The sequence below is a fragment of the Ensifer sp. 1H6 genome, from assembly GCF_001976035.1.
GTDB lineage: Bacteria > Pseudomonadota > Alphaproteobacteria > Rhizobiales > Rhizobiaceae > Ensifer > Ensifer canadensis.
The window spans coordinates 77,894-94,946 of record NZ_MOAI01000010.1 but is presented as its reverse complement, the minus strand read 5'-3'; the positions used below and the strand labels follow the sequence as shown (position 1 = coordinate 94,946).

The 17,053-nt window shown below is 62.3% G+C and carries 17 protein-coding genes, 1 tRNA gene and 1 pseudogene; 13 read left to right on the top strand and 6 right to left on the bottom strand.

What is annotated here, in order from left to right; genetic code table 11:
- Positions 1–23 precede the first annotated feature (23 nt).
- From betI to BKP54_RS13910, 6 genes are all read left to right on the top strand, one after another.
- Positions 24–626 carry a transcriptional regulator BetI gene (betI, locus tag BKP54_RS13935; protein WP_025426233.1) on the top strand — a complete coding sequence of 201 codons (603 nt, stop codon included), beginning with the start codon at positions 24–26 and terminating at the stop codon, positions 624–626.
- Entirely contained in the window at positions 623–2,158 is a 1,536-nt protein-coding gene (betC, locus tag BKP54_RS13930; protein ID WP_057224795.1) for a choline-sulfatase, read from the top strand. The genes betI and betC overlap by 4 nt, the downstream gene beginning before the upstream one ends.
- A gap of 1 nt (position 2,159) precedes the next feature.
- Entirely contained in the window at positions 2,160–3,623 is a 1,464-nt protein-coding gene (gene betB / locus BKP54_RS13925; protein ID WP_025426231.1) for a betaine-aldehyde dehydrogenase, read from the top strand.
- Between the two features lie 222 nt (positions 3,624–3,845).
- The gene (betA, locus tag BKP54_RS13920; RefSeq protein WP_025426230.1) at positions 3,846–5,495 is read left to right on the top strand and encodes a choline dehydrogenase; all 1,650 of its coding nucleotides are present in this window, start codon (positions 3,846–3,848) and stop codon (positions 5,493–5,495) included.
- Positions 5,496–5,731: 236 nt separating this feature from the next.
- Positions 5,732–6,628, top strand: a complete 897-nt coding sequence (locus tag BKP54_RS13915; protein ID WP_084814545.1) for a sigma-70 family RNA polymerase sigma factor — start codon at positions 5,732–5,734, stop codon at positions 6,626–6,628.
- 149 nt (positions 6,629–6,777) lie between these two features.
- A complete protein-coding gene (locus BKP54_RS13910) occupies positions 6,778–7,413 on the top strand; it encodes a flavodoxin family protein (protein ID WP_025426228.1) in 636 nt (211 codons plus the stop codon).
- 8 nt (positions 7,414–7,421) lie between these two features.
- Here the strand turns inward: BKP54_RS13910 and BKP54_RS36485 are convergent.
- Both BKP54_RS36485 and BKP54_RS13900 read right to left on the bottom strand, forming a co-directional pair.
- Positions 7,422–7,899 (bottom strand): annotated as a pseudogene (locus BKP54_RS36485) (DUF2214 domain-containing protein).
- On the bottom strand, positions 7,896–8,285 hold the full coding sequence (locus tag BKP54_RS13900; protein ID WP_025426226.1) for a DUF6152 family protein: 390 nt from the start codon (positions 8,283–8,285) through the stop codon (positions 7,896–7,898). The pseudogene BKP54_RS36485 and the gene BKP54_RS13900 overlap by 4 nt, the downstream one beginning before the upstream one ends.
- Positions 8,286–8,747: 462 nt before the next feature.
- Between BKP54_RS13900 and BKP54_RS13895 the strand changes: the two genes are divergently transcribed.
- The 4 genes from BKP54_RS13895 (at position 8,748) to BKP54_RS13880 (ending at position 12,354) form a co-directional block, all read left to right on the top strand.
- Positions 8,748–9,503 (top strand): phosphoadenylyl-sulfate reductase, encoded by a 756-nt coding sequence (locus tag BKP54_RS13895; RefSeq protein WP_025426225.1) that lies wholly within the window; start codon positions 8,748–8,750, stop codon positions 9,501–9,503.
- A gap of 46 nt (positions 9,504–9,549) precedes the next feature.
- Positions 9,550–10,503 carry a sulfate adenylyltransferase subunit CysD gene (cysD, locus tag BKP54_RS13890; RefSeq protein ID WP_057211498.1) on the top strand — a complete coding sequence of 318 codons (954 nt, stop codon included), beginning with the start codon at positions 9,550–9,552 and terminating at the stop codon, positions 10,501–10,503.
- Complete coding sequence (cysN, locus tag BKP54_RS13885; protein ID WP_025426223.1) at positions 10,503–12,008, top strand: sulfate adenylyltransferase subunit CysN; 1,506 nt, start codon at positions 10,503–10,505, stop codon at positions 12,006–12,008. The genes cysD and cysN overlap by 1 nt, the downstream gene beginning before the upstream one ends.
- Positions 12,009–12,159: 151 nt before the next feature.
- Complete coding sequence (locus BKP54_RS13880) at positions 12,160–12,354, top strand: hypothetical protein (RefSeq protein ID WP_107026871.1); 195 nt, start codon at positions 12,160–12,162, stop codon at positions 12,352–12,354.
- 30 nt (positions 12,355–12,384) lie between these two features.
- Here BKP54_RS13880 and BKP54_RS36040 read toward each other — a convergent pair whose 3' ends face one another.
- Positions 12,385–12,528: a hypothetical protein gene (locus BKP54_RS36040; protein WP_164474926.1), complete on the bottom strand. Its 144-nt coding sequence runs from the start codon at positions 12,526–12,528 to the stop codon at positions 12,385–12,387.
- Between the two features lie 558 nt (positions 12,529–13,086).
- Entirely contained in the window at positions 13,087–14,046 is a 960-nt protein-coding gene (locus tag BKP54_RS13870) for a bile acid:sodium symporter family protein (protein ID WP_025426221.1), read from the bottom strand.
- Between the two features lie 209 nt (positions 14,047–14,255).
- Between BKP54_RS13870 and BKP54_RS13865 the strand changes: the two genes are divergently transcribed.
- On the top strand, positions 14,256–14,435 hold the full coding sequence (locus tag BKP54_RS13865; protein ID WP_025426220.1) for a hypothetical protein: 180 nt from the start codon (positions 14,256–14,258) through the stop codon (positions 14,433–14,435).
- Between the two features lie 158 nt (positions 14,436–14,593).
- Here the strand turns inward: BKP54_RS13865 and BKP54_RS13860 are convergent, their stop codons facing one another.
- Both BKP54_RS13860 and BKP54_RS13855 read right to left on the bottom strand, forming a co-directional pair.
- Positions 14,594–15,013: a hypothetical protein gene (locus BKP54_RS13860; RefSeq protein WP_057211502.1), complete on the bottom strand. Its 420-nt coding sequence runs from the start codon at positions 15,011–15,013 to the stop codon at positions 14,594–14,596.
- A 339-nt stretch (positions 15,014–15,352) separates the two neighbouring features.
- A tRNA-Pro gene (locus BKP54_RS13855) sits at positions 15,353–15,429 on the bottom strand.
- 272 nt (positions 15,430–15,701) lie between these two features.
- On the opposite strand from BKP54_RS13855, the gene BKP54_RS13850 reads away from it, so the two are divergent.
- Both BKP54_RS13850 and BKP54_RS13845 read left to right on the top strand, forming a co-directional pair.
- Positions 15,702–16,178, top strand: coding sequence for a hypothetical protein (locus BKP54_RS13850; RefSeq protein WP_025426218.1), 477 nt, complete (start codon positions 15,702–15,704; stop codon positions 16,176–16,178).
- 390 nt (positions 16,179–16,568) lie between these two features.
- Positions 16,569–17,003 (top strand): hypothetical protein, encoded by a 435-nt coding sequence (locus tag BKP54_RS13845; protein WP_025426217.1) that lies wholly within the window; start codon positions 16,569–16,571, stop codon positions 17,001–17,003.
- Positions 17,004–17,053: the final 50 nt, after the last annotated feature.

Genomic DNA, 17,053 nt, shown 5'->3' with positions numbered 1-17,053 from the left:
GACCATCATCGAGGGAGAGACGGATGCCCAAGGTCGGGATGGAGCCTGTGCGCCGCAAGGCGCTGGTGGATGCGGCGCTGCGCGTGATCGGCGATCAGGGCACGCTCGCCGTCACCATGTCCGACATCGCCCGCCGTGCCGGTGTCTCCCCTTCCCTTGCCCATCACTATTTCGGCAGCAAGGAGCAATTGCTGATCGAGACCGTGCGCAGTCTTCTAAGGCAACTGCGCGACGATACGGTGACGGCGCTGAGTGCAGCGATTACACCGCGTGAGAAACTGAGCGCGTTGATCCGCGTTTCGTTCCAGGCAAGCCAGTTTGCGCCCGACACCATCGCCGCTTGGCTCGCCTTCTATTCCGAGGCGCAGCGCTCGGAAGACGTCCGCCGGTTCCTCGTCGTCTACGCCCGGCGGTTGCGCTCCAACCTGATGGCGAGCCTCAAGGCGCTTTGTCCCGTCGATGACGCGGAACGCATCGCGGAAGGCGCAGCTGCGATGATCGACGGGCTCTACATCCGCCAGAGTCTGCGCTCTGCGCCGATCGGCATCGAAGCCTCGATCGCGCTGACGGAAGACTACGTCACCTCGCTTCTCGACCAGCTCCACCGCCAAGGACGGGCCATATGACCGCCAGACCTAATATCCTGATCATTATGGTCGACCAGCTGAACGGAAAATTCTTTCCCGACGGTCCGGCGGAATTCCTGCATGCGCCGAACCTGAAGAGCCTCGCCGCCCGCTCCGCCCGCTTTCGCAACAACTACACCTCGTCGCCGCTTTGCGCGCCTGCCCGCGCCTCGTTCATGGCAGGCCAGCTGCCGAGCCGCACCCGGGTCTATGACAACGCCGCCGAATACCAGTCCTCGATCCCGACCTACGCACATCACCTGCGCCGCGCCGGCTACTACACGGCACTGTCCGGCAAGATGCATTTCGTCGGGCCTGATCAATTGCATGGTTTCGAGGAGCGGCTGACGACCGATATCTATCCCGCCGATTTCGGCTGGACGCCGGATTATCGCAAGCCGGGCGAGCGCATCGACTGGTGGTATCACAATCTCGGCTCCGTCACCGGCGCCGGCGCCGCCGAGATCACCAACCAGATGGAGTATGACGACGAGGTCGCCTTTCTCGCCAACCAGAAGCTCTACCAGCTGTCGCGCGAAAACGACGACGCGGGCCGCCGCCCCTGGTGCCTGACCGTCTCCTTCACCCACCCGCACGACCCCTATGTCGCACGAAAGAAATTCTGGGATCTCTACGAGGATTGCGAGCATCTTCTGCCAGAGGTCGGCATGCTGCCGGAGGAGGACCAGGATCCGCACTCGAAGCGGATCATGCATTCCTGCGACTACGTCAATTTCGACTTGACCGAGGACAATATCCGCCGCTCGCGCCGCGCCTATTTCGCCAATATTTCCTATCTCGACCAAAAGGTCGGCGAACTTGTCGACACGCTGACGCGCACCCGGATGCTCGACAACACTCTGATCCTGTTCTGCTCCGACCATGGCGACATGCTGGGCGAGCGCGGCCTGTGGTTCAAGATGAACTTCTTCGAAGGCTCGGCGCGCGTGCCCCTGATGGCGGCCGGACCCGCCGTTGCGCCCGGCCTGCACCTGACGCCGACGTCGAACCTCGACGTAACCCCGACGCTTTGCGACCTCGCCGGCATCTCGATGGACGAGGTGAAGCCCTGGACTGATGGCATCAGCCTCGTGCCTGTCATCAATGGCGAGGAGCGCACCGAGCCGGTGCTCATGGAGTATGCTGCGGAAGCGTCCCACGCGCCGCTGGTCGCCATTCGCAAGGGCAAATGGAAATATATCCACTGCGCGCTCGACCCGGATCAGCTCTATGATCTCGAAGCCGATCCGCTGGAGCTGAAGAACCTCGCGGCAAACCCGGAGACACCGGTGCAGGCGGCAACGCTGAATGCGTTTCGCGACATGTGCGCCGCCCACTGGGACATGGAGGCCTTCGATGGCGCCGTGCGCGAGAGCCAGGCCCGGCGCTGGGTGGTCTACGAGGCACTGAGGAACGGCGCCTATTATCCGTGGGACCATCAGCCGCTGCAAAAAGCATCCGAGCGCTACATGCGCAACCACATGAACCTCGACAATCTCGAGGAATCCAAACGCTATCCGCGGGGAGAATGACATGAGAGCCCAACCGCAAGCCTCGCACTTCATCGATGGCGAGTATGTCGAGGACATTGCCGGCACCGTCTTCGAGAGCATCTATCCCGCAACCGGCGAGGTGATCGCCCGGCTGCATGCGGCAACGCCCGCGATCGTCGAAAAGGCGATTGCCGCTGCCAAGCGCGCGCAACCGGAATGGGCGGCCATGAGCCCGACTGCCCGCGGCCGCATCTTGAAGCGCGCCGCCGAGATCATGCGCGAGCGCAACCGCGAGCTTTCCGAGCTCGAAACGCTCGACACCGGCAAGCCGATCCAGGAGACGATCGTCGCCGACCCGACATCGGGCGCCGACTCGTTCGAATTCTTCGGCGGCGTCATCGCCACAGCGCTCAACGGCGACTACATTCCGCTCGGCGGCGATTTCGCCTATACCAAGCGTGTGCCGCTCGGCGTCTGCGTCGGCATCGGCGCCTGGAATTATCCGCAGCAGATCGCCTGCTGGAAGGGTGCGCCGGCGCTTGCCGCCGGCAACGCCATGGTCTTCAAGCCATCGGAGAATACCCCACTCGGCGCCCTCAAGATCGCCGAGATCCTGATCGAGGCGGGCCTTCCCAAGGGCCTCTACAACGTCATCCAGGGCGATCGGACGACCGGTCCGCTGCTCGTCAACCACCCCGATGTCGCCAAGGTATCGCTCACCGGCTCGGTGCCGACGGGCCGCAAGGTGTATGAGGCGGCAGCTGCCGGTCTTCGCCACGTAACGATGGAGCTCGGCGGCAAGTCGCCGCTGATCGTCTTCGACGATGCCGATCTCGAAAGCGCCATCGGCGGCGCCATGCTCGGCAACTTCTATTCCACCGGCCAGGTCTGCTCGAACGGCACCCGCGTCTTCGTCCAGAAGGGCATCAAGGATGCGTTCCTCGATCGCCTCAAGGCGCGCACTGAAGCGATCGTCATCGGCGACCCGATGGACGAAGCCACCCAGCTCGGGCCGATGGTGTCGGGCGCGCAACGCGACAAGGTCTTCTCCTATATCGAAAAGGGCAAAGCCGAGGGCGCGCGTCTGGTCACCGGCGGCGGCATTCCGAATGCGGTCAGTGCCGACGGCACCTATATCCAGCCGACCGTCTTTGCCGACGTCACCGACGACATGACCATCGCGCGCGAAGAGATCTTCGGCCCTGTGATGTGCGTTCTCGACTTCGAAAGCGAGGCTGATGTCGTCGCGCGCGCCAATGCCACCGAATTCGGCCTGTCGGCCGGCGTCTTCACCGCCGACATCACCCGCGCCCACCGCGTCGTCGACCAACTCGAAGCCGGCACGCTCTGGATCAACACCTACAATCTCTGCCCGGTCGAGATCCCCTTCGGCGGCTCCAAGCAATCCGGTTTCGGGCGCGAGAATTCCGTGGCGGCGCTCAACCATTACAGCGAGTTGAAGACCGTCTACGTCGGCATGAGCCCGGTGCAGGCGCCGTATTGAGGTTCAAGCGGCCTTCCTCGGGACGCATCTGATTCGCTCCCTCATCCTCGGGTGAGCGAAGCGAGTTCCGGGGATCCAGCAGCGCCACGTCGGTGGCGCGAAAGACTCCCTCAAGCGACAGACGTCGCTTGGCTGGATTCCTGTGACAAGCACAGGAATGAGGGGACAGAGGTAGAGGCACGGTACCGGCCGGTTTAGAGACGCAGAAGAAAGAGCACGATCATGCAGGCAGACTACATCATCATCGGCTCCGGCTCGGCCGGTTCGGCGCTCGCCTACCGCCTCTCGCAGGACGGCAAGCATTCCGTAATCGTGCTCGAATATGGCGGTTCGGACATCGGGCCGTTCATCCAGATGCCGGCAGCACTTGCCTGGCCGATGAGCATGGACCGCTACAACTGGGGCTATCATTCCGAACCCGAGCCGAACCTCAACAACCGGCGCATCACCGCGCCGCGCGGCAAGGTCATCGGCGGCTCCTCCTCGATCAACGGCCTTGTCTACGTGCGCGGCCATGCCGAGGATTTCAATCGCTGGGAGGACCTGGGCGCACGTGGCTGGGCCTATGCCGACGTGCTTCCCTACTTCAAGCGCATGGAGCATTCGCACGGAGGCGAGGTCGGCTGGCGCGGGACCGACGGGCCGTTGCACGTCAAGCGCGGGCCGGTGACCAACCCACTGTTCCATGCCTTCATTGAAGCGGGCGAGCAGGCGGGCTTCGAGCTTACCAACGACTACAACGGCTCCAAGCAGGAAGGCTTCGGCCTGATGGAGCAGACCGTCTGGCAGGGGCGCCGCTGGTCCGCCGCCAACGCCTATCTCCGCCCGGCTCTGAAGCGGCCCAACGTTTCGCTCATGCGCTGTTTTGCCCGCAAGGTGGTGATCGAGAACCGCCGGGCGACCGGCGTCGAGATCGAGCGCGGCGGCAAGATCGAGATCGTCAAGGCGAACCGCGAGGTGATCGTCTCCGCCTCCTCCTTCAACTCGCCGAAGCTGCTGATGCTGTCCGGCATCGGCCCGGCACAGCACCTGAAGGACATGGGCATAGAGGTCAAGGTCGATCGACCCGGTGTCGGCGCCAACCTTCAGGACCATATGGAGTTCTATTTCCAGCAGGTCTCGACCAAACCGGTCTCGCTCTATTCCTGGCTGCCGTGGTTCTGGCAGGGGGTCGCCGGAGCACAATGGTTGCTCTCCAAAGGTGGGCTCGGCGCCTCCAACCAATTCGAGGCCTGCGCCTTCCTGCGTTCGGCGCCGGGCGTCAAGCAGCCCGATATCCAGTATCACTTCCTGCCGGTCGCGATCAGCTATGACGGCAAGGCGGCGGCCAAGAGCCACGGCTTCCAGGTGCATGTGGGCTACAACCTGTCGAAGTCGCGCGGCAACGTCACCCTGCGATCCTCCGATCCGATGGCCGACCCGGTGATCCGCTTCAACTATATGAGCCACCCGGAGGATTGGGAGAAGTTCCGCCACTGCGTGCGCCTCACCCGCGAGATCTTCGGCCAGCGGGCCTTCGACCAGTATCGCGGGCCGGAGATCCAGCCGGGCGAGAAGGTGCAGACGGACGATGAGATCGACGCCTTCCTGCGCGAACACCTGGAAAGCGCCTACCACCCCTGCGGCACCTGCCGGATGGGTGCCAAGGACGACCCAATGGCCGTGGTCGACCCGGAGACGCGGGTGATCGGCGTCGATGGTTTGCGCGTCGCGGACTCCTCGATCTTCCCGCACGTGACCTATGGCAATCTCAACAGCCCCTCGATCATGACCGGCGAAAAGGCAGCCGACCATATCCTCGGCAAGCAACCGCTTGCCCGGTCCAATCAGGAGCCCTGGATCAATCCGCGCTGGGCCGTCAGCGACAGATAGGATCGCCTGCGCCACGAGGCACGTTTTCCCCGGCATTCGACTGCCGCAACGTCTGCGGCATGTCACATTCATTGACGCTATCTCGTCCTGTCTTCTCAAGTGCCCGAGATGAAGGAGACGAACATGACAGCGAAGCTCGATCCGCTTGTCGCAACCGCTGCGGCAATGCCATCATGGCTCCGCCTGCGCGCTGGCCATTGCTTGACCGCCTGCACCGCACGGCAGTGGGGGATGTGATGACCGAGATGACCGACGAAGACGTCAAAACGAGCTTCGACCCGCTGCGTCCGCGACTGATCCGCATTGCCTATCGGATGCTGGGTTCGGTCAGCGAGGCCGAGGACATCGTCCAGGAGGCATTCCTGCGCTGGCTGGACACCGACCGTGTGACCGTCAAGGAACCATCGGCGTTTCTGCGCCGGATCGTGACGCGCCTTTGCCTCGATCAGTTGAAGTCGGCACGACGGCGGCGCGAAACCTATCTCGGGCCGTGGCTGCCGGAACCGATCGTCGAGGAGAGCGACGACCTCGACGACATCACCCTGCCGCTGATGATGGCGCTGGAGCGTCTGTCGCCGCTCGAACGGGCTGCCTTCCTGCTGCACGATGTCTTCGGCGTCAGCTTCGATGAAATTGGCGAGACGATCGGCCGCAAGCCGGCGGCCTGCCGCCAGCTCGCCAGCCGCGCCCGCGTCAATATCCGCAATGACCGACGCCGCTTTGCGATGCCACGGGAACAGGGCCTGGAAATCGCCTCCGCCTTCTTCGCGGCGTCGCGTGGCGGCGACATGCAGCAGCTTCGTTCGCTGCTTGCGACCGAGGCGATCGTCTATGCCGATGGTGGCGGTAAGACGGTGGCACCAAGACGGCCGATCGTCGGCCTAGACAAGGTGATGAAGCTGCACGCCTCGCTGGCGCTGATCTTTGCCCAGACGATGTCGCGGCTGGTGCGTTACGATTTCATCAATGGGCTGCCCGGTTTCATCACCATCGAAGACGGAGAGATCCTGCAGACCACTGCCCTTGAGATCGAGCAGGATCGGATCACCGCCATCTACGTCACCCGCAATCCGGAGAAGCTCAAACATCTCCCGGAAACACTGCGACATTTCGGTGGCCATGCCGTTCACTGAACGGCGGGTGGCCGCGCCCTAAAAATCGTTGGAGCCGACAGCTCCGTCAACCGACCCTGACCAACGCTTCAGCAAACCTGGCACGCGCCGACGGCGCGCGCCTTCGCTCGCGCGACAAATCCACCACCAAAACCAAAGGAGACCGAACCATGAGCAACATATGCATCGCCGTCATCTACCACAGCGGCTACGGACACACGGCACGGCAGGCTGACGCTGTCAAAACCGGTATCGAGCGGGTCGACGGCGCGCAGTGCCTGCTCTTGACCGTTGAAGACACACCGGCGCGCTGGAGCGATCTGCTCTCGGCCGAGGCGATCATCTTCGGCACGCCAACCTATGTCGGAGGCCCGTCGGCCGCGTTCAAGTCTTTTCAGGAAGCGAGTTCCAACGCTGTAATGGCCAAAGGCTATCTCTGGAAAGACAAGATCGCCGCCGGCTTCACCAATTCGGGAACCGCTTCCGGCGACAAGCTCGCGACGCTGATGCAGCTCGCACTCTTTGCTGCCCAGCACGGCATGCACTGGATCAACCTCGATCTGCCGCCTTCCAACCACTCGACCACCGGATCACCTGATGATCTCAACCGGTTGGGCTTTTGGCTGGGCGCCGGCGCCCAGTCGAATGTCGACCAGGGGGCCGATCTCGCGCCGCCGGCATCCGATCTCGCCACAGCACGGCATCTCGGCCAACGCGTCGCCGAGGCCACGTTGCAGTTCGTGCGTGGCAGAACGGTCGAGCGGGAGCCGGTCGTCCCCGCGTGGAGAACGGCAAACGAGCGATAGGATCGGCGTCAGAGAAAGCCGATCCAGCGCCCAGCCAGAAGTGCTGCCGGCCACACCGTCAGCGAGACGGCTGCGGATACGCGAAGACGCCATGAGACCGGGCCGCCATTTACGGCGCCGCCAGGCGCCGCCAAGATGCACAGTCATAGCATTGGCGGCGCCAACCCCGAGCAGACCGATCTTTGCGAGGAAGGCAGCATTCGCGGCATAAGCCGCCGGCCGAACGCTAAAGAGGCAGAAACCGGTCACGATCGCCAGACCCAGACCGACCGCGGCAGCGCGCGACAGAAACGGCCCGAGCCCTTCCAGCGAAGTGTTCCCGAAGAAACCGAGCAGTCGCAGGTCCAGAGGCACGATCGCGCCGATCAAAAGCGCGATCGCCAAGATATGGGCCGCGTTGACGACGAGATAGAGGATCGCGGATCGACGCATCGCTGACGCCAGCGGCCAGGCGGCAATCCAATCGAGCAGTTCCGCCGCGCTCATCCACCGGTCCGGATGCGGTCCGGATAGATGTCGAAGCTCTTGCCGGCAACGGTGACGCGGACTGCCTTCAGGCGCTTCTCGTTCGGATCGAGCGAGCGATTGCCCAGAACCACGATCTGATCGCCGACTTTGGCGACACCTTCGACGAAGCCGGACCGTTCCGTCTGTCTGGGATTGCCCAGTTCGACGCGCCAGAGCCCGTCCTTTTCAGTCTCGACCTGAAGCGTCGGATGTGGCGGCGCCATCGAGATTTCACGGATCGTGCCGGCAAGTTCGATCTGGTCCGCCTCTGCCCAGGACCAGCCGTGATGAGCGTAGGCGCCAGTGACCAGAAGCAACGTCACGATGCTTCCGGCGAGAACGCGGCCAGGAAAGGACCTCATCATCTCCCACTCCTCAATTTGCCTCGGAACCCGCAAGATTGAACCTGAAGCGACGGATGGGAAAGCATCTGCCGTTCAACATATCTTGAGCGGTCCGGCCTTGAGGCAAGCGCTACGTCGTCGTTGCTAGGCCCGCGCATCCGTGCTCGGCCGCCGACTTGCGGCTGCTTTTCGCAATCCGGAAGCCGAGCAGGAGAAGGCCTGAGTAGAGTTCTGACCGGCACCGTTGACCGATCGCCCGTTGAAGCGCGGACCGAAGGGGCCGCGCTTCTTCATGTAACGGCCGGGCCAAGGACGCGAAAGGAAGTATAAAGTCTAGTAAATTACTAGCTTATCTTGCGTTTTTCGCTGCTTTTCGATCTGAGAGGCAGATTTGCTCCAAACGCCCAGCATTAGAAACCGCTATTTCTGTCCCTCGCCACACCCGGCTGCGATATTCCTGACAAGTTGGAACAGGACGCAGCCATGACCACGTCACCCCTCGACGCCACCGCGAAAGCTCTGAACCAAGCGCTTGAAGTCCTGGATCTCGCAGGACGTCTCGCGCTCGTTGCCGGCCTTGAAGGCCGTGCCGTCTTTACCACGTCGCTCGGTATCGAAGATCAGGTGATCACGGCCGTCATCGGCGAGAACCAGCTGGCGGTCGATGTCGCCACGCTGCAGACCGGCCGCCTCTTCAACGAGACGGTGGCGCTGATCGACAAGACCGAAGAGACCTATGGCATCCTGATCAAGCGTTTTCATCCGGAAAAGGCAGACGTCGACGCCTATGCCGCGCAATATGGTGCCAACGGCTTTTATGACAGCGTCGAAGCCAGGCATGCCTGTTGTGACGCGCGCAAGCTGAAGCCGCTTGCACGCGCACTCGAAGGCGCCAGCTACTGGGTGACGGGGCTTCGCCGCGGCCAGTCCGGCAACCGGGCAGCGACACCCTTTGCCGAAGCGGATGCTGAGCGCGGCCTCATCAAGATCAATCCGCTCGCCGACTGGGACATCGAAACCATCCGCAGTTACGTCACTGCCAACGCCGTTCCTGTGAACCCGCTGCATGCCCGCGGTTATCCCTCGATCGGCTGCGAACCCTGCACCCGCGCCATCAAGCCGGGCGAGCCCGAACGGGCCGGCCGCTGGTGGTGGGAAAACGACGAGAAGCGCGAATGCGGGCTTCACGTCCCAGAGACCGCCAGTTCCATCATCCCGACTTCGAGCAGCGCCGCCTGAGGGCTGGCGCGCTCCTCCCAAGACAAAGATCCTCCCGGAGACTGAAATGCCTCTTACCCATCCGGAAACGGAACTGCACAATCCGCAGAGCACCAAGCCGCCGCTTGACCCGCATTTGAAGGCGCTCGAAAACGAAGCGATCCACATCTTCCGCGAAGTGGCCGCCGAGTTTGAACGCCCTGTCATGCTCTACTCGATCGGCAAGGATTCCTCGGTGCTGCTGCACCTGGCGCGCAAGGCCTTCTATCCCGGCCGCGTTCCCTTTCCGCTGCTGCACGTCAACACCGGCTGGAAGTTTGCCGAGATGATCACGTTTCGCGACGAGATCGTGAAGCGCTACGACCTCGACCTGATCGAGCACGTTAATCCGCGCGGCGCTCAGGAGAACGTCACGCCGTTCAGCCACGGTTCGGCGCTCTACACCGACATCATGAAGACCGAGGCGCTGCGCCAGGCGCTCGACGCCGGCCAGTATGACGCCGCTTTCGGCGGCGCGCGCCGCGACGAAGAGGCCTCGCGCGCCAAGGAGCGCATCTACTCCTTCCGCACCCCAGACCACCGCTGGGATCCACGCAACCAGCGTCCCGAGCTTTGGAACGTCTATAACGGCATGGTGCGCAAGGGCGAGAGCGTGCGCGCCTTCCCGCTGTCGAACTGGACCGAGGTCGACATCTGGCGCTACATCCAGGCCGAAGACATTCCGATCGTGCCGCTTTATTTCGCCAAGAAACGGCCGGTCGTCGAACGCGACGGCATGATGATCCTTGCCGAAGACCCGCGTCTCGAACTGCTGCCGGGTGAGGCCAAGCGCGAGGAAGTGATCCGCTTCCGTACGCTCGGATGCTTCCCGCTGACCGGCGCCATCCGCTCCGACGCCACGTCGCTCGACGACATCATCTCCGAACTTGAAACCGCGACCGTATCCGAACGCCAGGGCCGCGCCATCGACCGTGACCAATCCGGTTCGATGGAAAAGAAAAAACGCGAAGGATATTTCTGATGACCGCACCAGCAACCGCGAATGCCGTTCAGGAAGACGCAGCCGCTCACGTTCTGGCGTTTCCGGCGTCCGAATCGGTCCGCGCAACGCGCGACAGCCGCCCCCTTCGCCTCATCACCTGCGGCTCGGTCGACGACGGGAAATCGACGCTGATCGGTCGACTGCTTTGGGATACCAAGGCGGTCAAGGAAGATCAGGCGGCGACGCTGCGGCGTGATTCCAACGGCAAGCAGAACGATCTCGGCCTGCCGGACTTCGCGCTCCTGCTCGACGGCCTGCAGGCCGAGCGCGAACAGGGCATCACCATCGACGTCGCCTATCGGTATTTCTCCACCGACAAGCGCTCCTTCATCGTCGCCGACACACCCGGCCATGAGCAATATACCCGCAACATGGCAACCGGCGCGTCGACGGCCGACCTCGCGGTGTTGCTGGTCGACGCCCGCGTCGGCCTGCTCGAGCAGACTCGGCGGCACGCGACGATCGCGACCCTGATGGGCATCAAGCAGTTCGTTCTGGCGGTCAACAAGATCGACCTGACGGACTATGACCGCGCCCGGTTCGACCAGATCAGCCACGAGTTTCGTGAGCTGGCGCTATCGCTCGGCGTGCGCCAGGTCACGGCAATTCCGCTTTCGGCACTGAAGGGCGAGAACGTCGTTTACGACGGCCGCGCTTCGATGCCCTGGTACGATGGCCCGACACTGGTCGAAGTGCTTGAACTGGCGACGACACGCTCCTCCCAGACCGTCGGCTTCCGCCTGCCGGTGCAGCGCGTCTCGCGCCCGGGCGAAAGCTTCCGCGGCTACCAGGGAACGGTTGCCGGCGGCGCGGTCAAGCCCGGCGACAGCGTCGTGATCCTGCCCTCGGGCATGGTTGCCAACGTCACCAAGATCGTCACCTTCGACCTCGTGCGCAACGCTGCGGTCGCCGGCGATGCCATCACCCTGGTGCTCGACCGCCAGGTCGACGTTTCGCGCGGCGACATGATCGTCGCCATCGACAGCCAGCCGCTGACGGGCCTTGCCTTCGACGCCCAGATCGTTGCGCTGCAGCCTGATGGCATCCAGCCGGGCAAGCGCTACTGGCTGAAAAGCGGCAGCCGCCGCCAGCGTGTGCAGGTGCAGCCGGCAAGCCAGCTGGACCTGAAGACGGGCAAGTGGGAGCACGCAGACCAGTTGCCGATGAACGCCATCGGCAAGGTTCACCTTGCCTTCGACGAACAGGCGATCTTCGACCCTTATGAGCAGAATCGGACGACCGGCGCCTTCATCCTGATCGATCCCGACACCAACAACACGGTGGCCGGCGGCATGATCACGGCCAAGCGCTCGGCGCTCGGCGGCATCCATACGGAAGACGCCCGCGTGATCCTGTCGCTGCCCGCCGATCTCGCCGACCAGCTGATGGCAACCGAGCTGTTTGCGGGTCGTCGCGAGGATGCAGAAGTGCGTCGCGTCAGCGCTGGCCGCGCGAGCGAGATCATCGACACGATCGACGGCTGATCGCCACTCCCCAAAGATCAGAAAGGGCCCACGAGGGCCCTTTTTCCGTTTCTGCTGATCTATTTTTGATGCCTCGCCAGATTGCTCCTACCGCCTCTTCCCGAAACGACCTGCCGCACTACTTCCAAAGAACCGGGAAGGAGGAGCAGCCATGATGCTGGACCATGAACGGGAGGACGTGCCGCGCCGAAGCTTTCTTGGGCGGGCCGTGACGATCGAGGCCTTTGCGCGAAAGTACCGGTTGGACGCTGAGGAAACAAAACGGCTTCAGAGCCAGTTTGGTCCGACGGCCGGTGAGATCGAGTTATTGCAGGCCGCGCGGCGCAACGGAATGCCTGAGGAGTAGCGTTTCGCGCCGCGCCGGATTGCCTTTAAATTACGACCGCTGCTCGATGCTCGGAAGCACCATCGTCAGCGGCGCGGGATCTGTGTGCTGCCAAAGCTGGTATCCGACGACGCTGCCGAGGATGGCAGACCATATGGCGATCTCGCGGAATGTGAATATCGGTTCCTTCAACATCTGAGCCTCACTGGGAGAACGATTGTTGAAGATAATATCGCGCTTATTGTTCACCCTGATAAGACGCCATTCGATGAACAGGCCGTTTCCAATTGAACAATAACGTGACCCGACGTAGGCGGGTGCGGCGTTGGAGACTGCCCCTCACCCGCAGCTTCTGCCACCGCTAGAACGATCGGAAAATGGCCGCACGCGTGACGCCCAAGATGCGATCGTCCCAAAATGGGACACTTGTCGACATTGCTTCACCTTGATTGGCGGTCGCGAATTACTTGGGTTCAAATTCACCGGGGCATTTGTAATTTGGCGCGTCGATCATGATGATCGATAGGGCTGTTTCACCGTTTCCAAACGCCGTGGGACAGTCCGCCTGGCTATGCACCTTGCAGGCTTTGGCCGTGCAACAAGAAAGGGCCCTTGCGAGCCCTCTCCTGTCATTCGAAGCTGCTGCATGTTTCCTTAAATCCTATTCGATTTAACGATAAAAACATGCAGCCATTCAAAGTGCTACAGCGACCTTTGCGCGTCTAATAAGACGCGCGGCGCTGTAGTTCCCGATCAGCGTGTGATGACCACGGGCTCGACGTTTTCGTCTTCCGTGCGGCTTGCGAAGTAGTTGGCAAGCAGCGCGCCGGAAATGTTGTGCCAGACGCTGAAGATCGCGCTCGGCACGGCAGCCACGGGCGAGAAATAGGCATTGGCCAGAGCCGCGCCGAGACCGCTGTTCTGCATGCCGACCTCGATGGCGATCGCCTTGCGCTTGGCAAGTGACAGGCCGGCGGCCTTGGCGGCGAAGAAGCCGAGCAGATAGCCGAGGCCATTGTGCAGAACGACGACCGCGAAGATCAGCAGGCCGGAGCTGGCGATAGCGCCCTTGCTGGCGCCGACGACGGCGGCAACGATCAACACGATGCCCGCAACGCTGACCAGCGGCAATGCCGGCACCGCGGCCTTGACCAGGCCCGGCAGCAGCTTCTGCAAAAGAAAGCCCAACGCCAGCGGCACCAGCACGACCTTGACGATGCTCATGAACATCGCCATCGCATCAACCGGCAGATACTGGCTGGCAAAGGTCCAGACGAGAAACGGCGTGACGACCGGGGCCAGAAGCGTGGTGACGCTAGTGCAGGCCACCGACAGCGCGACATCGCCCTTCGAGAGGTATGTCATGACGTTGCTCGAGGTGCCGCCCGGGCAGCAGCCGACGAGAATGACACCGGCGGCCACTTCCGGCGACATCGGGATGATGGCCGTCAGCAACACGGCCAGCAAGGGCATGATCAGAAACTGTGAGATGACGCCGATGCCGACCTCGAACGGGCGCTTGGCGACTTCCTTGAAATCGTCGAGCGAAATGGTGAGGCCCATGCCGAACATGATAATGCCAAGCAGCGTAACGATATAGGGCGTGATCTGCTTGAAAATATCCGGGAAGACAAAGCCGAGAACGGCGAAGAGAATGACCCAGAGCGCGAATGTGCGCCCGACGAACGCGGAAAACGATGCGACAGCCTTCAAAATTTTACTCCTTGGCGTGATGAGGGCTGTCTAGGCGCCACAACCGGCGGCTTCAACACGCTTCGAACAAAAAACCGTCAGATATCGCAACTTTGTTTCTATCACGTCACGATAGCCGACATAAACCAGACGTCTATGGACATGGACCGCGTCATGCGGATATCAGGCATTGCCCACGCGGCGGCGCGCAGGATCTCAAGGAGACGAAGATGACCACGGATAAAAAACCGGAGACGACCGTGACCGTCGAGAAGCGCATGAACGGCAAATGGTGCTTCGTCGTCAAGTATCGCGGCGTCACCCATCCGGCTCAGGGCAACTTCTCCTCGATGCTGCAAGCGCAGGCAATCGGCCAATCCGTGCTGAAGGCTTTGGAAAAACAACGCTGAAGACGCGGGGGCCGTCGTGCCCCCCACCCAGCGGCACAGTTCGCTTCCAGCTTGTACTTGATCGCGCCACGGCAGCGAGCCCCGCATGGCTGTGCGGCCGTCATCCCGACTGGTGTTTGGCCGCACCGCGCAAACGAACGGCCAGCAGCCGCCTGCGACTACTCCGTCGCCGAGCGAACGATGTTGCAGAGACCGTCGCGCACGATGTCCTTGGAGGTCACCTGTCCGGCCTGGATGTCGAAGATGGCATCGACGCGCGTGCCGGCACCGCGCTTGCGAGCAACGACCCGCAGCGTCTGGATGCGTCCTGAACCGGTCGTTTCCTGGAATGCGTCGACAGTGCCGAGCGACTTGTTGACCTTGATGCCCGAGAACCCTTCGGCGGCAACGCCCTGGGCAAGCCGCTGCAAGGCCGTGTCGGGTTTCAGCTTGGAAAATTCCTGCCAGGTCTTGTAGCTGATGGCCGTCACCAGCGGCACACCGGATACCTTGAAGTTTTTCTCGCAGCTCTGCGCCTGCGCCAGTCCGTGGCTCGCCAGAACCAGCGCCGATGCGACTATTATCCGCCTAAACAACATTCCCTATCCTCTCGACAACGACAATGTAGTTGCCGAGACTACAACCCTTAGTTATCGACCAACAAGTCGAACATCCACCAATGCACCGTTATTCGACGAACGGCGCGTTCACGCCTGCGAAACGCGCACCAGAGGGAATCACGCGCCGCAATAGAACTTCGAGGAGATGTCGAACACGGAGGAGAATGGATAAGCGGCCAGCGCCAAATTAAGGCGGGCCAATCCGTATGCGGAGACGAACTTCACAAGCCCACGACTTGCGTTACCCTGAAGGCGCCCGCAATCGGTCCGCACTCAAAAACGGGCCGAACAGAAAACGAATTAAGGGATTGATTTAGCTGGTCGGAGTGAGAGGATTCGAACCTCCGACCCCCACGTCCCGAACGTGGTGCGCTACCAGACTGCGCTACACTCCGTGACCAGCGGCGCCTCTATAGAACAGGCATTTGGATTGCACAAGCGCCTATTTCGAAAAACCTTCTCGGTCTCGCCAAAAAAGCCGGTACAGTGGAAAACCCCGGCCGAAACCGCGTTCCGCCTCTTGTCCGACACACCCGTCAGGCACACCAGCAATCGACCAGGACAGAAGGCGATTGCTCGTGCTTGAGGCCGCCCCTTGACGGGGATGGCCCGTGTCGATTGTCTGCTGTGTCCGCTTTTTTGCCCGCCATTGCCAAGGAGTGCTGCCGTGTCGCCCATCATCCGTCCCGTGTCGCTTGCCGCAATGATCCTTGCCGGTCTCTTGGCTGGCCCGGCTGGTGCCGATATTGCCGGACCCTGGGGCTTTGAAGTGGATCTTTCCTTCTCGCAGGCCGCCGCGAGCAAACTTCAGGCGCTGAAGGAAGGGGTCGTGATCGCGGCCTATTATTCCGGCGAGCCGGCGGCGGGCGCAGAAGAGCATGCTGATCAGATCGGCATGATCGATCTCGGCGAGGACAGGACCGAGCGCGATGGCGAACCGGCCGTGGTGGCGATCCCCGGCAAGGGCGACATCGAGACGCGGCTGCATTGGGTCAAGGACGGCGAACCTCTCGTCAACATCAACGTCCATTCCGCCCGTCGCAGCGGCCCGGACAACCTGCTCGATTGCGATGTCTATGACGGTCCGCTGAAGGCGATCGCCGGGAGCGCCACCAAGATCGGCTGCAAGCTGATCGGGGAGTAGACCCACAGGAGCCGCCCCTGACCGACACAGCGGAGCGGACAATGCCTGCGCACCGACGAAACTCTAGCGCTTTCGCGTCTCGGCGAAGACCGCGCCCACCAGAAGCCCTCCCGCGGAGCGATTCGCATCGAAATGGAGCAACGGTTTCCCATGCCCGCAGCGGCGGGCGAAGGGACCAGAAACGACTGCAACCGATCACGTTGCGGTGAGGTTTCCGGGGCCAGATAGGGACTTTCTGCAACGCTTCGCATTTTCCTTAGATAGAATGCAGACAGCGGATTTTCTTTGCCGGCTTTTGGCGCTAGAGGCTCAGCGGAAAGCGCGCAAACTCAGGGGATTGGGGCGCGCGCGCCACGCCTACTTCCGAACGAGAGCCAAAGGGACGAAAACATGAACTTCCGCATGATGACGGTGGCAGGCCTCGCGCTTGTGCTCGCAGGCTGCACCACGACGACGGCGATTTCCAGAAACGCAGTTGAATCGCGTTGGCTCGGTCAGCCGGCCGGCGGCTTCTTCGCCCAGTATGGTCCTCCGCTCTCCGACGTCGAAAGCGGCAGTTCCACCGTCTACAACTGGAAGGGCGGCTATAAGACCCGCAAGACCCCGGCCCAGTACGAAACCGGCAAGGACGGCAAGCGCGGCAAGCGTATCTCCTCGGCCCGCACGGAATATCTGAGCTGCTCGGTGCAGCTGACCGTCTCTTCGGACTATGTCATCCGCTCGATCCGCCTGGTCGGTGACCACAAGCGCGCCGACGGCCCGAGCTGGTGCGAAGAATTCCTCGGCGGCGCCAAGGCGGAAAAGCCGGCTGCACCGGCAAGCTGATAACCGGCGCATCAAGGGGCAGACATTTGAAACCCGCCAGCGTCAGTTGG

Bases quoted from the DNA above. Each gene is read 5' to 3' on its own strand.
- betI (WP_025426233.1), top strand. From the start codon at position 24: ATGCCCAAGGTCGGGATGGAGCCTGTGCGCCGCAAGGCGCTGGTGGAT.
- betC (WP_057224795.1), top strand. From the start codon at position 623: ATGACCGCCAGACCTAATATCCTGATCATTATGGTCGACCAGCTGAAC.
- betB (WP_025426231.1), top strand. From the start codon at position 2,160: ATGAGAGCCCAACCGCAAGCCTCGCACTTCATCGATGGCGAGTATGTC.
- betA (WP_025426230.1), top strand. From the start codon at position 3,846: ATGCAGGCAGACTACATCATCATCGGCTCCGGCTCGGCCGGTTCGGCG.
- BKP54_RS13915 (WP_084814545.1), top strand. From the start codon at position 5,732: ATGACCGAGATGACCGACGAAGACGTCAAAACGAGCTTCGACCCGCTG.
- BKP54_RS13910 (WP_025426228.1), top strand. From the start codon at position 6,778: ATGAGCAACATATGCATCGCCGTCATCTACCACAGCGGCTACGGACAC.
- BKP54_RS13900 (WP_025426226.1), bottom strand. From the start codon at position 8,285: ATGATGAGGTCCTTTCCTGGCCGCGTTCTCGCCGGAAGCATCGTGACG.
- BKP54_RS13895 (WP_025426225.1), top strand. From the start codon at position 8,748: ATGACCACGTCACCCCTCGACGCCACCGCGAAAGCTCTGAACCAAGCG.
- cysD (WP_057211498.1), top strand. From the start codon at position 9,550: ATGCCTCTTACCCATCCGGAAACGGAACTGCACAATCCGCAGAGCACC.
- cysN (WP_025426223.1), top strand. From the start codon at position 10,503: ATGACCGCACCAGCAACCGCGAATGCCGTTCAGGAAGACGCAGCCGCT.
- BKP54_RS13880 (WP_107026871.1), top strand. From the start codon at position 12,160: ATGATGCTGGACCATGAACGGGAGGACGTGCCGCGCCGAAGCTTTCTT.
- BKP54_RS36040 (WP_164474926.1), bottom strand. From the start codon at position 12,528: ATGTTGAAGGAACCGATATTCACATTCCGCGAGATCGCCATATGGTCT.
- BKP54_RS13865 (WP_025426220.1), top strand. From the start codon at position 14,256: ATGACCACGGATAAAAAACCGGAGACGACCGTGACCGTCGAGAAGCGC.
- BKP54_RS13860 (WP_057211502.1), bottom strand. From the start codon at position 15,013: ATGTTGTTTAGGCGGATAATAGTCGCATCGGCGCTGGTTCTGGCGAGC.
- BKP54_RS13845 (WP_025426217.1), top strand. From the start codon at position 16,569: ATGAACTTCCGCATGATGACGGTGGCAGGCCTCGCGCTTGTGCTCGCA.